Annotated in this window: 14 protein-coding genes; 4 read left to right on the top strand and 10 right to left on the bottom strand. The window is 42.0% G+C overall.

Annotation, left to right across the window (positions count from 1 at the left end; all coding sequences use genetic code 11):
* Nucleotides 1-115 precede the first annotated feature (115 nt).
* Together NH462_RS23020 and NH462_RS11535 are read left to right on the top strand one after the other, a co-directional pair.
* A complete protein-coding gene (locus NH462_RS23020) occupies nucleotides 116-292 on the top strand; it encodes a 5'-nucleotidase (protein ID WP_366033721.1) in 177 nt (58 codons plus the stop codon).
* Nucleotides 255-965, top strand: a complete 711-nt coding sequence (locus tag NH462_RS11535) for an amino acid adenylation (protein ID WP_253105764.1) — start codon at nucleotides 255-257, stop codon at nucleotides 963-965. The genes NH462_RS23020 and NH462_RS11535 overlap by 38 nt, the downstream gene beginning before the upstream one ends.
* 604 nt (nucleotides 966-1,569) lie before the next feature.
* Here the strand turns inward: NH462_RS11535 and NH462_RS11530 are convergent.
* Nucleotides 1,570-1,884: a hypothetical protein gene (locus NH462_RS11530; protein WP_253105763.1), complete on the bottom strand. Its 315-nt coding sequence runs from the start codon at nucleotides 1,882-1,884 to the stop codon at nucleotides 1,570-1,572.
* 407 nt (nucleotides 1,885-2,291) lie between these two features.
* On the opposite strand from NH462_RS11530, the gene NH462_RS11525 reads away from it, so the two are divergent.
* Nucleotides 2,292-2,720, top strand: a complete 429-nt coding sequence (locus tag NH462_RS11525; RefSeq protein ID WP_253105762.1) for a thioesterase family protein — start codon at nucleotides 2,292-2,294, stop codon at nucleotides 2,718-2,720.
* A 353-nt stretch (nucleotides 2,721-3,073) separates the two neighbouring features.
* Here NH462_RS11525 and NH462_RS11520 read toward each other — a convergent pair whose 3' ends face one another.
* Nucleotides 3,074-4,570: a hypothetical protein gene (locus NH462_RS11520; protein ID WP_253105761.1), complete on the bottom strand. Its 1,497-nt coding sequence runs from the start codon at nucleotides 4,568-4,570 to the stop codon at nucleotides 3,074-3,076.
* 303 nt (nucleotides 4,571-4,873) lie between these two features.
* Here NH462_RS11520 and NH462_RS11515 point away from each other — a divergent pair, with 303 nt between their 5' ends.
* Complete coding sequence (locus NH462_RS11515) at nucleotides 4,874-5,875, top strand: fatty acid desaturase (RefSeq protein ID WP_253105760.1); 1,002 nt, start codon at nucleotides 4,874-4,876, stop codon at nucleotides 5,873-5,875.
* A 27-nt stretch (nucleotides 5,876-5,902) separates the two neighbouring features.
* On the opposite strand, the gene NH462_RS11510 is transcribed toward NH462_RS11515, so the two are convergent.
* The 8 genes from NH462_RS11510 to NH462_RS11475 form a co-directional block, all read right to left on the bottom strand.
* Nucleotides 5,903-6,406: an RNA methyltransferase gene (locus NH462_RS11510; protein WP_045961974.1), complete on the bottom strand. Its 504-nt coding sequence runs from the start codon at nucleotides 6,404-6,406 to the stop codon at nucleotides 5,903-5,905.
* 356 nt (nucleotides 6,407-6,762) lie between these two features.
* Nucleotides 6,763-7,077: a DUF6172 family protein gene (locus NH462_RS11505; protein WP_119231757.1), complete on the bottom strand. Its 315-nt coding sequence runs from the start codon at nucleotides 7,075-7,077 to the stop codon at nucleotides 6,763-6,765.
* Between the two features lie 238 nt (nucleotides 7,078-7,315).
* Nucleotides 7,316-8,089: a hypothetical protein gene (locus NH462_RS11500; protein WP_253105759.1), complete on the bottom strand. Its 774-nt coding sequence runs from the start codon at nucleotides 8,087-8,089 to the stop codon at nucleotides 7,316-7,318.
* Between the two features lie 351 nt (nucleotides 8,090-8,440).
* Complete coding sequence (locus NH462_RS11495; RefSeq protein ID WP_010370564.1) at nucleotides 8,441-8,944, bottom strand: hypothetical protein; 504 nt, start codon at nucleotides 8,942-8,944, stop codon at nucleotides 8,441-8,443.
* Between the two features lie 221 nt (nucleotides 8,945-9,165).
* Complete coding sequence (locus NH462_RS11490) at nucleotides 9,166-9,666, bottom strand: hypothetical protein (protein WP_253105758.1); 501 nt, start codon at nucleotides 9,664-9,666, stop codon at nucleotides 9,166-9,168.
* Nucleotides 9,667-9,815: 149 nt separating this feature from the next.
* Nucleotides 9,816-10,679 carry a hypothetical protein gene (locus NH462_RS11485; protein ID WP_253105757.1) on the bottom strand — a complete coding sequence of 288 codons (864 nt, stop codon included), beginning with the start codon at nucleotides 10,677-10,679 and terminating at the stop codon, nucleotides 9,816-9,818.
* Nucleotides 10,676-13,030 carry a fimbria/pilus outer membrane usher protein gene (locus NH462_RS11480; protein WP_253105756.1) on the bottom strand — a complete coding sequence of 785 codons (2,355 nt, stop codon included), beginning with the start codon at nucleotides 13,028-13,030 and terminating at the stop codon, nucleotides 10,676-10,678. The genes NH462_RS11485 and NH462_RS11480 overlap by 4 nt, the downstream gene beginning before the upstream one ends.
* Nucleotides 13,031-13,146: 116 nt before the next feature.
* Entirely contained in the window at nucleotides 13,147-13,842 is a 696-nt protein-coding gene (locus NH462_RS11475; RefSeq protein ID WP_045961969.1) for a fimbria/pilus periplasmic chaperone, read from the bottom strand.
* Between the last annotated feature and the right edge of the window lie 39 nt (nucleotides 13,843-13,881).

Here is a 13,881-nt window from a genome sequence, read left to right as displayed (position 1 = left end):
GTGATTATATCAACGGATATTATAACAACGTTAGGCCTCATCATTATAATGCTGGTTTAGCGCCAAATGAATCTGAGGTTAGATACCAAGATTCTAAAACTGTGGCCAAAATTAGTTGACCACTACACACATATTCTTTGATGATCAAGACGTGCATTTGGAGGCGGCTGCTAATATAGTGCCTTCAGGTAAGGTTCCTTACCTCAGTAGTTCAGAAATGGCAGTAAAACAGCCTAAAGGGGAAAAGAAGTCAGATGAAGTTACTATTCTCTGCCAGCAATGCATTAAATAAATGGCTTAAAACCGATCTGTCGAGATTACCAACGCGTGAAGGTAAACAAGCGGGGGTTAATACATTGAAGTCAGATAGCACAGCTATGTGCTGGCAAGCTCATGTGATTGATAATCGATACAAGTCATATGAAAAGACCATAATTGTTTGTGAAGCCAATAGTCGCTTTGTCTTCTTTATACCAGTTACTTTACCACTAACTGTTGATGAGTTAACTCAGTTACTCACTATGGAGTGGCAGGCAATGTTGGCAGAAACATTGGAGAGCTATCAAAGCGCTGATGGAAGGATGCCTAGAAGTGAAATAGCCCTGTTGTTGAGTGAGTTATCAGACATAACATTTAACGTTGATTGGGTTAAAAATACTGATTTAAGTATAAATGGGCATATTAGCGATGCAGGGATTTGGGTTGAACAAATTTTAAGAGAGCAAGGTTTATCCCAGCTATCAGCCCATCAAGCGACTGAATTAGCGATTTACCTAAACACGTCCGTAAAACGAATAACAAACAAAGAAACTAAGCGTAAAGAAAAGGTTATTCCGATAAAGGAGTTACTGGCTTATTGCCAGGCTTTGGTTAAAAGTGAGTGCCTTGGGGATGTGAACAAAGTTGCTTCAGGTGGTGCTTGTGACTCATCCAACGTAGTGTATTTAAAGCATTATAGAAAGTAGAGTAGCTTACCAAAAGGTAAAGTTGCAGATTGGGTTCAAACAGTTCGCGACATAAAGTCGTTACTACGAATTATTCGTAGCCGCTGGCAAGCATCTAAAGATCGCGGCGTAAAGCCGCTCCTACACGGTTTAGTTAAAATAGAAGAGCCAAGGGGTTGTAGGTCGCGCTTTAGCGCGACTTAGCAAAGATTGAAAAGCCGCACTTTGCAAAAAGGGCGGCTTTTTGTGGATGTGAATTTGGTGAAGACTTGTGTTTGGCTATTTTCTTGGTTTGTGGGAGCTACTTCACGCCGCGATCTCTTATAACGAAACCACGACTTCTCTGCAAATCTCTACGTAGGTCGCCATTTATGGCGACAAATAATGTGCCTCTTTGGTTTGCCTTGCCGGCGAAGCGACATGAGGTAAAGTTGAAGGCTGGATTCAAAAAACAATTCGCGACATAAAGTCGCTGCTACGAACCGTTTGTAGCCTTTAATGGCAACCATCAAAAGATCGCGGCGTGAAGCCGCTCCCACCCGATCATCTTCAGCTCGGAATAGAGTTGCGTAGTGCTTTTGCCGCCATTGCTGACAGTCAGGCCTTGAAGTGTGCATTTACCGCCTTAATGGACGGTAATAGGCAGGTCGTTTACCACTAACGACTGGCCATTTTGCTGAGCTCTAAGAAAACTGGATACCAAAACGTCGTTGGATAGGGTGCTGATGTCGTTAACGGTTTCGACCATGCAAAATGTAATGGACTCCCAACCTAAATCTTTAATAAAGGCCTCAAGTTTATTGATGTTATCTTTATAGTTTTCGTCTGTGGTTAGCAGGCCGATGGAGTGTTTGTTACCGGGTTTGTATTTCCCTTGCTGAGTGATAGCGCATTTGGCGTAACCGCTCAGTACATAAACTGTATTTGTGCTGTTGTTCATATTGGTGGCATGCTTAAGTTTAATTCTGATTTTGATTTCAGATGCATTTTTTAAACCAAGCTTGTATATATTGCTCCGCTGTTTTCTTAAGTATTGAAAGTATTGAGAAAAATTATTGGTAATTTGTCTTAAGTGTTGAACCCACAAAAGGCGTCAATTTTTTGTGAGATTGAATGATAGGGATTGCGCTTATATTTACCGTTGTGTCGAAATCAAGGGGAGTGGATGTATTATTTGTCGCCATAAATGGCGACCTACGCGGGAGGCGTAAGGTTGTGCAGTGAAATGCTGGCTTTGCTTTCTTTTCCTTATCCTCGCAAGTTATCTTTAAATCATCTCATTAATCTTGTTGCTGGTACGATGAGTTGTTACTCTCAAGTTCAATAAACAAAAATAAAGGCAATATCATGCAGGAATTTTTAGAGAAGTTTGCAATCACCACCAAAGTGAATGTGGTATGGGGAGAAATGGATGCGTTGGGGCATGTGAATAACGTGTCGTATTTTCGCTATTTTGAAACTGCGCGAATCGATTTTTTGACTCAAACGGGCTTACTTTCGGTATTATCAGAACCCACCCATAGTCCGGTTCTACGTGATACTTACGCGCAATACAAACGTCCGGTGACGTTTCCAGATACCTTACATATTGGCTCGTACATTACCGACATCAAAGAAGACCGTTTTACCATGCGTTACGAGGCGTTTAGTGAGGCGCAACAGGCAATTTGCACAACGGGCTATGCCAATGTGGTGATGTTTAATATGAAAACAGGGCAAAAGGCACCTATTCCTGACAATATGCTGAGCATTTTAAAGCAGTATGAAATGGAGTGATATTTAAGCTTTTTTAAAGCTGTAGTTAACCTAATCAATTATATTTTTAGAGCAAGTAACAACGTTTGGCTCTTATAAATAAAGTGATTGCTAAGTAAGCGTTTTTAAGTGGTTTCGCTACTGTTGCAATCACTTTATCAAATAACTAAACATAGAATACAGGTTGAGCTAACTCTCTAACCTTCAGTCAACTTGAAGGGCCTTATCAGCCGCGTTTAAGCCCATATTTAGCATCACTAAATAGACTGACTACTAAGCTATTGAACCGCTTTCAAATTGACTACTTATCTAAAAAAGTGAAAGAGTTTTGCCATCCTATATTCTATCGAATAGTGATGTGCCGTAAGCTTTTTCTAGCCTGGTAAGTTAGGATACACTACGGCATAGTGCGTTTTTCCTGACTTTTTGTTGAAAGCCGTTACTACAGAGCAATGAAAAAACTGCCAAGGTGTAAGGTTTTCTTCTATCCAATCCTTTAAGTGGTTTTCACCAACAGAAAGGTGTTCATGTGCTTTATAGTTAGTTTGTGTTGATTTCCAGGTTATATTTGCGGGCACAGAAGTTTTAACATCAATTTTGTTTCTACTGTATATAACTAACCCTTGAATATGGCCTGAGTCAGAATGCCCTGAAGCCGAGTATTTATTACAGTAACCATTTGTGCTGCCAATAATACTATTTATAGTATTCTCTAACGCACTTTCATCAGTCTTTGTGGATTTAAAGCCATGTTTTCCTAAGCTTAGTTGTTTTCGGGTAAGCTCTTCTGCGGTGATATATTCTCCCTGCTTTTTAAGCAGAGCTGAATATGTCTCAAAGTTCTTTTCAATAACATCAGAATATATATTTGCATCGAGTTTTTTAACTACTTCCTCTAGAATGCTAATTAACTCTCCATAGTAATCTTTAGATTTAGCTATTTCATCTTGCTCCACAAAGTCCTCTTTGTGTTGTAATGCTAGCGCTAAGTCACTTTCTATTTTTTTATAAAGCTCTAGGTTTTCTGACACTTTATAAGTTTCAAGCACGTTTTTTACGTCATCTACACGATTGATTAAGTCTTCATGGGTGTGAGAGAGATAAGGGGCGTATTCATCGATCATAGCAGGGGCTTGAGAAACATCTCTTTCAGCAACTTGATTAACCAGCGCTAATAGTCCTGGAATATCCTGGGAATCAATCTTCACATCTTTTAGGTTTGTGTCGTATGTAGCAACGGCTTTGAGCTCTTTACACTTTTCAGAAAAAGATTTGCCAGAGCCAATTGAGCCTCCTCCTGTGCCATCATCTGTTGTGATTGAGGCTGTTATATCGGTTTTTGCTTTTTCTGCTTCAGCCTTTGAGTCAAATTCAAACTCAAATAAAACGTAGCAGTAAAGGCCATGTGTTTGACCTTTTAAATAGGCACTTCCATAGTCTTTATAAAACATACTCGGGCTTTGTTTATAGACCTCATCCGCAGCAGCGTTCGGTTCTTCTAACTCAAGTTGCCGAGTTTTACCCTCCCGCCTTGCACAAGCGAGAAAATACACATATCGTGAGCTTCTTTTCATTTCTAGTGTATTGCTGTGTTTGTGACCAAAGCTAAAAAACCCCAAATTAATCGATAAACCACTTTTATGGTTGGTGATTTCATTTAGTTGCTTGGAATCTTCGATGCACTTTATAGTGGCTGTTAATTCATATTCACCACGCGTTGGTATCTCTTTAATACACTCTTCTAATTTACTATACGGACCGAAAGGCGATGACTTTCTGCTGGCAGTGATAGCAGAAGCACCAGTTCCAATGGTTGCTAATCCGGCAGTGGTTTTTAATGGTGGTTGATTTGATAATTCATTGAGTTTCATGTTTGTTCCTTAACTTTTAAATTGAATATTTAATGGCTATCCATTACTTCATCAAACGATGGATCAGTTATGTGTTGCGTAATGTACTTAGTGGTTGAGCACTATTATATTTTGCAATCTTGTTAATTATTGTTTGTTATTTTGTTTGTTTCTATTACATTGCATTACAATATAAGGGGCCTATTGAAATAGTCGGAGGCGTCATACAAAAGATTAAGAGTATATTGCTTTTCAACACATCCGCTCGAATACATGGGCGCTTTACGATATGCTTTTACTATCATTAGGTGAGTAAAGCGACCAATGCCAATATTAACTGCGAGGCAGAATATAAAAGCGATAGTTTCCGCGATTCAAGCTGAAGAGCAGTCGCTTCGAGCGCGTTATCCAATTTTAAATCAGCAAAATTGCATTGCGATGGTGATTTTGCTGTTGTCGTTAAGTACGCTAATTGGTGTTGCCTCGCTTTATTATTTTGCCGTTATTCCCTCGTGGCTGTGCATTCTGTTGGCCGCTTTTATTACCTCTATTTCTCATGAACTTGAGCACGATTTGATCCACAAGCAGTATTTTAGTGACCGTCCATTTGTACATCACTTTATGATGTTGACGGTGTGGCTAATGCGGCCAAATACGGTGAATCCTTGGTATCGAAGGCAAATTCATTTACATCATCATAAAGTGTCTGGTACTGAACAAGACTTAGAAGAGCGCTTGGTGGGTAATGGTATCCAATCTCCTTGGTTGCGAGCTGTGGTGGTTACAGATGGATTGCTAGGTTTATTATTTAATGCCAAGCGGTTTAGTCGAGAAATCAAGGGTTTTACGTTTTTGCAGGTCTTTAATGCTGGCTTTCCGCTTGCCACGGCTTATTTTGTGACTTTATATGGTGTGATTGCTTATTACATGCTGCAATTTGTTCAGCCATTTGAACTACCCAAATGGGGAGCTGAATTACTAGCGCTTGCTGAGTTCTTTATGGTGGTGCTGATTGTGCCTAATATGATCCGCTCAGCGTCTTTAAATCTTGTCACATCTTCAATGCATTATTATGGTGGCGTGAATAACGTGTTAGAGCAGACTCATGTGATCACCAGCCGCTGGTTTTTGCCGTTTCAGTTATTTTGTTTTGATTTTGGCCGTACACACACTATCCATCACTTTGTACCAAATCAACCGTTTTATATTCGGCAATTGATAAGTAAAAAAGTACGCCCAGTTATGGCTCAGCACGGAGTACGTTTTGATGACTTACAAAGCCTAAAAAATGCAAATCACTACCCGGTCAAAGAGCGGGTTAGTTAAAAATAAAAAGATGTTCACAGCAAAAACTTATCCAACTGTTAGGCGGTTATTGATATCGCGGCTGGTGAGTATCTGACTAGCATCAAATCCCGTTGAGCGTTTTGCCATACGGTCGTATAACAACACGTTGACTGTCGCGGCTAAGTTCATGCAGCCTGTGGTTGGTACATACACTACGGCATCGGCGGCATCCACGATTTCTTGTGGCAGGCTGCCATCTTCAGGGCCAAAAATGTATAACGCGTTGTCGGGGTGAGCAAACTGTGGCAGTGGGGTTGCGCCCTCTACCAGCTCAACGCAGACAAGTGCACGGCCTGCTACTTTTAAACTGATGAAATCATCAACTTGTTTGATGGGAATGTTGTCGGCAACGTTTTTTGTATCCGTATGATATTTTGCAGCCCTGGCGTAACGATTGCCGCTAAAGTAGATGGCTTGCGCATCATAACAACCTGCGGCCCGTAACACGCCACCCACATTGGTTGGTGATTTAGGGTTTACTAATCCGATTGCTACAAATGACTCGCTCATACTTTTTAACTCTCACTATACCGGCAGTAGCGCCAGCAAAAATTCGACGAGCGATTGTATCATGCGCGTGATTTTGTGCCAGTTGGTATTGTGGGGGAGAGCTGGTGATGTTGTCGAGCTAAAGCTCGACCTACGCTTTTGCCTGGGATTGGGTTATCTGCGTTCTTGGGTAGAGCCGATGTTGTCGAGCTAAAGCTCGACCTACGTTTTTGCTGGGTCGAGCAATCTGCGTTTTTGGGTAAGGCAGATGTTGTCGAGCTAAAGCTCGACCTACGTTTTTACTGGGGTCGAGCAATCTGCGTTTTCGGGATAGGGCAGATGTTGTCGAGCTAAAGCTCGACCTACAGAAGTTGAGCTTAGTAGTCTTCTAACTCATCGTCAGATAAATCGTTTGATTTTCTATAGCCTGGCTTTGCTAAAATCTCAACATAAAAGGAAGTGAGGTTTTCAGTTTGCGTTTTATCAATCAACTTGCTTAGTTGCGATAGGTGCACCGGCTCGGCTTCTGCTTCTGTGTTACCAAACTTACAATCAAAATCCCAATAATCAGCGCCCGCTGGCAAAGTTTTGTTGCGCTCGCGCTTTAGGTATTTTTTAAGCTCATGCTTAACCGCGTCAACGCGTCTTTCAAGTTTGATTTTAGGGTGAATTAGTTCAAATGTCTTTTTCATAGTTGCCTTCAAGCAAGAAATACTCAATCGGCAAAACAGTATGCCTGAGTAGATAATGTGTATTAATTTAAGCGTAAAGCTTACGCCTGAATAAATACAGGAATGTAATGGGATATTTTACGTTATATTTTGTGAACTGGCGAGGGGCTTTGTGAATGCCCAAGAGAATAAAAGCTGAGTTGGTTGCGCGAGTTCGCAGCCAACTCATATTACTAACGTAACCATTGATAATGGCGGCTTAATTCGCTTTTGGTTGCGTTTGAGTTGGGGCTGTTGCAGCCAATTCACGCTCCAAGCGTTCTAATTTTTCTGCCAGTGCTGTTTGTGTCATCTCTATTTGGGTAAGGCTTGCGCCGATCTCTATCTGCTTGGAATCTCGGCTTTGCGCTTGAGATTTTAACTGATCAACATCGCCATTAATGGCAGCAATTTGATTTTTGAGTACGTTAGCAGCTTGCTGTTGTTCTTCTAGTAGCGATAGTTTTAAAGCAAGCTCTGTTTGACTCTGCGATAGCGTTTCTACTTTGGAAGTCGTACTGGTCTGGCTTTTAGCGTTATTACTTGCTTGCTCTTCGAGCTTTTTGATGTCTGATTGGTTTCTTCGCCACGCTGACGCCCATAGTTTATCCATCTGCGACCAAAGCTCGTCTGTGCGTTCGGTTAGTGTGTTCAATTTTGCTTGCATTGCACCTGCGGACAAGTCCATCTCTTCATCTGTGGCGGTGAGGGTATGTTCAAGCTCGGCAATACGCTTTGTTGATTCGAGTAATTGTGCCTGGGTTGTTAAGTTTTGTTGGTAGAGCGCAAACGCCGCAGCGGCCAACGCAATAATCGAGATTGCACCCAACCAATTCATCATCCCCATCCCTTTGGTGGGCTGGCTTGTTTGTTTGGTACTTTCTTTTGGTGCTGAGGTTTTACGGCTCGCTTGAGTGGTGGAGTTTTTATAGGCTTCAACCTGATCTAAATCTGGCGTAATACTGGGAAGCTCAGGTTCAATTCTCTTATCCAACGTACTTTCCTCTTTTTTGAGATTTATAAGGAGCCTTAGCAGCTTACTTGAAAATAACGCAATATGGAATCGGCTGGGTTAAGTGAGTCGATGGAGAAGGGGGAGAGCTTTGCCTATTTAACCTGAGCTGCGGATAATTAATGCCTTTCTAGCAGCCTGTTTTAGCGCTAACTGCGTTGAATTCACTTCCAATAGCCAGCTATTGGTGCGTAAATTCGCCTTGTTTTCCCTAAAACTCTCTGGCTAGAAAAGGAAAAAACTAAGTTGTTCTTTAGAAACAATGAGTTGGAACATTCCTTATCCAAACCTCAGGTTATTTAGAAAAGCCAAAGGTGCTTTCTGATCTTGTAGTTAGTTTGAACTTACCGTTACTGTGATGACATCTGAGTAAGTACCTGCGGCATTTAGGCCGTTGGAAAGCGGGGTGATATTCAACGGCGTCGCTTTGGTTTCACCACTACTACCGGTACCTGCAGCTGTTGCATTGGTATGCTGATATACACCATTTTGCAGATCTATCCCTTCGCTATCACCAATATTTAGGGTGTAAGCCAGTTTGCTGCCTTGACCGTTATCGGAAACTAAAAATCCGCCATTGGCAGAGCTATAAGAAGTGGTTGCGTTTTCGCCAGTATTGCACCAAACCTCTAATACGCCAATCTGCTGGGTAGTTTGGGATGCGTCTAGGTTTAGTCCCGTGGTGTTGTTTTCAGTGCTAATTGTTTTGCAAGTGGGGTCTATAGTGCCTTCAAAAGAGAATTTACTTTCAGAAGCCGTTGTATCAATAACTGCAGCATGCACAAACATAGGTGCGCTTACTAAAACTGCAAAGAGTGATTTTTGTATAGTGTTCATGGCTTCTTCCCCCTCAAATAAAGTACAGCAGTTATGTCTCAATTTGCAAGTGAAATGCCACGGGCTGCGGGATATTTTATCTGTAGATTTGGGGAGAGTAGAACATTACCTTAGCGCTATAAAGTAATCGCCGGGATGTATAATTACTTGCCCGGTCATTTACTTTATTTGGGGGAGGGCAACGAGTGCTTTTGTCAAACGCTCGCTGCCTCATTATTTTGTTAGTTAGGGCTAACCGTTACTGTGATGGTATCAGAGTATGTACCTGCATCGTTTAAGCCATTTGACTGTGGTGTGATCTTTAACGTAGTTGCTTGCGTGTCACCTGCGCTGCCTGTGCCTGCAAGCGTAGTTAGGTGCTTATAAGTACCGCTTTGTAAGTCAACACCTGACGTACTGCCGATATCTAGTGTGTAAGCAATTTTGCTGTTTTTGCCGTTATCAGCAACTAAGAAGCCGCCGTTAGCTGAGCTATATTCAGTTATTGCATTTTCACCTGTGTTACACCACACGTCTAGCGTACCAATTTCTTGAGTTTCTTGAGTAGAATCTAGATTTAAGTTAGTTACGCTGTTTGAGCCACTATCAGTTTTACACATGGCTTCAATAGTACCTTCAAAGGTGAAACTTGCTTCATTTCCTGTTGTTTCTACTACAGCAGCTGCCGCAGTCATTGACGTGATTGCTGAGGCAACAAATAGTGATTTAAGTAATGTGTTCATGGCGCATCCCCTTGAATAAAGTACTGCTTTATAATTTGTGTTAGGTTGAATACCTAGTTATTCCAAATTAAAAGCAATTGGTGTGCCAATGTTTTTAAGTTTTATTTTCTTTTTATTGTTTTGTTTTTTTGTTCTTATAATTCAAATTATTATCTTGGGTATACGGTGAGTGATAAATTGTCGCGATAGTAGCCTGCAGGCATAAGCTCGGTATTGCCTAGTTGAAATTCAAAGCCAAACCACGAATCTCTGACGCCGGGATAGAAATTATAGCTTCGCGTTAAACGTTCCGATGACGATATTTTGACGTTATCGAAACTAATTGCGTAATCAATAAGGGCTCGTTTGTTGGTTTCATGACGCAAGCCGTTATATTCAGAGTCTAGGACGATATCGTATGAGCTATTACTCAATATTTTTATACCCCAGTAAAAGCGCATATTCGTTTTTAGTTCGCCTAAGTCTATGAGGTAGTGACCATCATCGCCCGACACTTTACCTTTGCTTGAGTTATCGAGCGAGATGGCGATTTGTGGCTCAGCATAATAGGTCATCTCCAGATATTGCTCTGCGATTACCTTGTTGCGCCTTACAATAGACACTTTTACCGCACCATAGTAATAACCCGCAGGAAACAAACTGTAGTGCCTTAAGCGCATCCACATTTGTGTAGAGCGGCTAGTTAAGTTTGCTTTGGCGATACCGTTTTTAACGTTAATACGTTTGTATTGAGAGTCCAGCAGTCTACCGTATTTATCTTCAGTCGGGCCCGAGAAGACAAACGAATAATAATATGTATCTTCAACCCAGATTTCATCGGCACAATTTAGTAGCGAATCCGAAACTTGTATTTTTAGCGGTAAATATACAGTTACTCGATTACCATACTCTTCTTTTATCTCGGCTGAGTTAGATGTTGCCAAAAAATTGCCATCACATTTATTGCGCTTGGCCAATGCAACAGGCGAGATCAAATAGCTGAGTGCAAGCAGCAAAAATAGTGCGAACTTCATTTGTTTGGATCTCCCTGTAATTGTGCTTGCTCAAGCGTGATGGTGCCAATTTTGATAAATCGTTTTTCGCCATCATTCACGGTAAACCGTCCGACGATGTCATTAATTTCGATTAGGTAGCTACCTGTACTGATACCTTCTACAACAAATCGACCCACTCGGTTGGTAAAAAAGGTGCGATTGATTGGAGCGTTGTCACTGTCGCCGGCATTAGATTGCCTTATTACTTGTCCTCTTCCCAGTGCAATAGGTGTGCCTTGTTCGTCGACTACTGTACCTATCACGGTATAAGACAGGTCCGAACCTACTTGAATATGGTGCCCTGTATTGGCGCCACCTACTAATTTATAAGTGCCTGGACCCCAATCATAACCCAGAGGTGCGTTGGGTACATCAATATTAAATTGATAGTTGGTGTAGCCAGTGCCTAAATCAATTAATGCGCCAATGTGTTGCGTTGGTTGGTTTTGTGCACGGCCAAAGCGGTCGACGTTAACTAATACGTCGTTATTTTTTAATGTTTTATGCTTAGTAACTACAGCAAAAGGAGTGGTAGTGGTGGCACCCATACCAAAGTGACCATCAGCAAAACCTATACTTGACGATAAGTTAACACTGGCGGAGCTGTCACTCGTAAATTGCGAGCGAGTGTAATTACTTGCGGTCATATCAGCTCTAAAAAATGCGTTAGTATGGCTGGCTTTTAGCTGTTCTTGCCTATACCCACTGCCTTTTTCCGCCCGTAATTCATAGCCATAGTCATTGACGTAGTTATTGTTAGTTTTGGCATAGCTTACGCTGGCGACTTTACTACGGTTGTTATATTGAGCTCTCGTGCGGACGTTGTCTTGGCGGTTGTAATGGTTCCACGTGAAGTTAAGCACGAATTGATTTTCAGAGACGACACGAGGATCGTCACTGACATTATGGTTATACCCAACTCTTACCCTAGCCCCTTCGTAGCGAAAGTTAAGCTCAGCAGAGAGGTTTTTGGTGACCAAATCTTCATTATTTACTTGCCGCGTTGCGTTGAGCGCAAAGTCTATGTGGTCGTTGATAATATAGCTGTAGTCAGCAAAAGCCCTTTTGTTATTGCTGAGCGTGACTTCTTCAAGCCAAGGCGAATTGCTAAAGTCTTCCATGATTTCATAGCCCAAACGTAAGTTGGGCGAGCCATAATTACCATGACCAAAAATACTATGCTCGGTTTCTATCGAGAAAGCATTGCCGGAAATATCAGATGTTTTACTTTGCGAGTAACGCAGCGATACATTGCCCAAAGGGCTACTGAATGTGGTGATTGAGCCAAATACTTGCCCTTGTGGATGGGCCGCGCCATTAACTCCAAGTGAGAGTTTGTCGGTAACGCCATATTCGTAACTGCCAGAAAGCAGCGCGTCGTCGTCATAATGATAACGACCATCATCTACTACCGATAAAAAACCAACTGCTAGCGAGTAGTCACTCACTCCTTGAGCTAATAGCCGAGAGTTATAGTGGCTAGTAAAATGGAAGTGCTGGGTTTCACCGTTGGCATATGTCGCAACAACGTGAATATTATTTATGCCTGAAGTCAGTGGTAAGTCATTGAGGTCATAGCGCCCCGCTTTGAGGCGTACTCTAGAAATCAAAAACTCATTAATAAATATCTCAAGTGTTGCAGGGCGGGGTAACATAAACTGTTGGCTGTTACCTGGGGTGATCTTACGTTGGGGTTGCAGCTTTGAATAGGCGCTTGCGACTTTGAAGCCTGCAAGTGGAGCACCCGATAAATGGCCATTGTTACTGCTTTGGGTATCGCCTAAAGTAAATCGTCTCGGCTTTTCGGGCTGATCGTAAAATACCGCCGTATCACCACGGTAGACGTGACTTTGCTCGGTGCTGCCGCTTTCCCAAAAAACCGAACTGTGCATATTTATGCCGTTGCTACCGCCAACATTGGCATTTATCAGCCATTCGAATTGTGAGTGGTAGTTTTGATTATTGTCACTACGCTCATGGTTTAGGTTGAGATTATTCAGTAAAGCCCAACGCGCTTCTTGTGTTGGTTGTTCAAAGTATTTCTTTCTGCCATAAGAAAGCGTGTCTGTAGCCATGGCCGCTTCTGCTAGTGACATGTCTATAGTGAGATCTTGTGCCTTGAGATCAAGCATAATTCCCTTTGCTTGTAACATATCTAGGGTGACCTCGTGCTCCCCAAGACTTGAGAGCCAATCGAGTATATCTTTACTTAATACCGATTGTAGGTTTTCCTTCAGCTGCATGGCTGAAACCGATTTTAAATCGTATCCATCTACAGAGGCAGAAACTTGCCCCACCTCGGCATTATTCAGCCGAACGGGAAAATCCATTAAATAAACTGCCGCCCATGCGGGGGCTGTCCACATCAGATAAAGTGGAGTAAACCAAAATTGTTTTAAACGAGGCAAGCCCAGGCTTGAGCGCACTGTTAACATCTAGCTATTTTTTACTTAGAAGCCAGTAGATTGATAAGCTCTACTGTTTTACTCGGCTTGTCATTAAGCAATGGCTGTAAATTTATCACCATAGTATGATTTGGCATTATAAAACGGCCTGAAGTAACTGACTGAAACTTAACCCAATCTATGACAGTTGCGCCATCGTGGAAACGGTATTCAAACTGCGATAGGTCTAGTACTCGGTCGCCTTGGTTACTTAGGGTGAGTGTACAGTCGGTTAGCTCTTCACATTGCAGCGCGCTGTTTATTTGCGATTGAACACCATCCGGACTTACAAACACTAAAGTGGCAAAGTTAAATACCATTTTAACGCCAGATGCTTCATCTTCTCCGGGAAGTGGCAGCTGTTTGAAGACAATGCGATAAGACTGTGTTTGTTTGAGTTCGGGCGAGCCTAGGTATTTTGCTCTGAATACTTGATAGCTTTTTGCCGGTACTTCCACTTGCGGAGGCAGCACAATAAAGTCTTCTTCGGCGCTGATCAGCACTTCTTTTTGGTGCTCGTCAAAAGTACGTTTAAGTACCTCTATCTCTATGGGTAAAGGATTGTCACTGGGGTTTTGGAGGCGGTAGGTCACGAGTGACTTTTTACCATGTGACGAGAGGTCGACAATCATAGGTTGTACTTGGTAAGCCAAAGCCGGAGCTGCTAAACAAAACAGCAATAACAACAATATACGCATTCAAACTCCAACACTGAGAAGACCAAAATTTCCGCTACA

Source organism: Pseudoalteromonas sp. OANN1 (genome assembly GCF_024124685.1).
Lineage (GTDB): Bacteria > Pseudomonadota > Gammaproteobacteria > Enterobacterales > Alteromonadaceae > Pseudoalteromonas > Pseudoalteromonas piscicida.
Note: the sequence above shows the minus strand (reverse complement) of the source record. Positions and strands in the feature narration are given on the sequence as shown.